This window comes from Streptomyces sp. NPDC059224 (assembly GCF_042754285.1).
GTDB lineage: Bacteria > Actinomycetota > Actinomycetes > Streptomycetales > Streptomycetaceae > Streptomyces.
In genome coordinates, this window is sequence record NZ_JBHZAN010000106.1 from 1 (window position 1) to 1,551 (window position 1,551).

1 protein-coding gene is annotated in these 1,551 nt (G+C 65.4%); it reads right to left on the reverse strand.

The features are described from left to right. Nucleotides 1-190: 190 nt before the first annotated feature. Nucleotides 191-1,399: an MFS transporter gene (locus tag ACFXI4_RS44650; protein WP_385003429.1), complete on the reverse strand. Its 1,209-nt coding sequence runs from the start codon at nucleotides 1,397-1,399 to the stop codon at nucleotides 191-193. Nucleotides 1,400-1,551 lie beyond the last annotated feature (152 nt).

The window sequence follows — 1,551 nt, forward strand, 5'->3', positions numbered from 1 at the left end:
GTGGGTGTGGGTGTGGGTGTGGGTGTGGGGTCAGTGTTCTGATCAGTGGTCATGGCCTCTTCTTTCTCGCAGCCGTGGGGCCGGCACCGGTGCTCTCCCGTGAGATCACGAGCCGGAGCACCGGTGAAGGGACGAGGCGGGGCGGTGGTGTCCCGCTTTCTCTGGTGTTCACATCGATACGTCGATGCCCTCAAGACTTTGCGCTGGGCCCGGGGAATGCGTGAGTGCGTGCGAGGATCACGACGACGACCGTGAGGATGACGAGGACCGCGACGGCGATCATGAGTGACGCCGATCCGAGGCCGGCGAGGAGGATGCCGCCGATCAGACCGCCGAGGCCGATTCCGCCGTTCCACATCGTGACCATCAGCGGCTGGGCGGCGTCGGCGTGTTCACCCGACGCTGACATCAGCGCGCCCTGGAACAGGGTCGCTGCCCCGCCGAACGCGAGTCCCCACGCCGTCACGGCGACGTAGTCCACGGCCACGTTCTTTGACCACAGCGTCAGCGCGACCGCCGCCACGGCGAAGAACACAGTGCTCAGGATGACGAGGCGACGGTGATGCCGGTCGACGAACAAACCGGTGAGCCAGATGCTCAGGATCGAGGCGACACCGAAGGCCAGCAGAATCCACTGGACCTGGTCCTCGAGCCCCACGCCCGCCAGCACGGGTGCGATGTACGTGTAGAGGATGGTGTGAGCGAGCACGTACACACCGGTGACGATCAGGATGGTGCGAAGACCTCGGATACGAAGGAGGTGACGAAGGGGCAGCCGCTCAGCGGCCTTCTGGCCGGGGACGTTCGGCAGCTTCCACATGGTCCAGGCGATGAGCAGCGCGGCGAGCACCGACATGAGACCGAAGGTCACCTGCCAGCCCATAATCTGACCGAGGAAGGCTCCGACGGGAACACCCAGGGCGAGCGCGACGGGCGTGCCCGCGAATGCGAAGGCCATGGCCCTGCCCTTGAGGGCGTCCGGGGTGATGCGCTGCGCATAGCCACCCAGGATGCTCCACGTCACACCGGACGCTGCGCCGGCAACGAACCTCGCCGCCATCGTGAGCGTGTAGTTGACGGAGACCGCTGTGACGAGGTTGGCGACGAGGAATCCGACGAGCGCAACGACGAGAAGGTGTCGTCTGGGCCAGTTCGTGGTGGCGACGGACACAGGGATCGCTGTGAGCAGCGTGGCAACGGCGTAGATGGTCACCGTCTGTCCGGCCACCGACTCGGAAACGCCGAGCGCATGGCTCATCTGGGGAAGCACCCCCGCGGGCAGAGCCTCAGTGAGCGTGGTGATGAAGCCTGCCGTGAAGAGCGCGATGAGAGCTGCGATGGGGAGGCGGTCTTGTCCCGGCGCCCTCAATATCGGGTCCTGAACCTGAACCTTGGTCATTTCTACTTCCCTCTCTGGCACGCGAAGCCGCAGCTCGCCGGCCTGTCACGTCTCACTGCACCGCTCCTGCGGCGCGCATCCGATACTGCAACCTTGACATCAGTGTGAATGCAAATACGGCCCGCGAACGGCTCCCACAGAGGCGCTCACCG

Bases quoted from the DNA above. Each gene is read 5' to 3' on its own strand.
- ACFXI4_RS44650 (WP_385003429.1), bottom strand. From the start codon at position 1,399: ATGACCAAGGTTCAGGTTCAGGACCCGATATTGAGGGCGCCGGGACAA.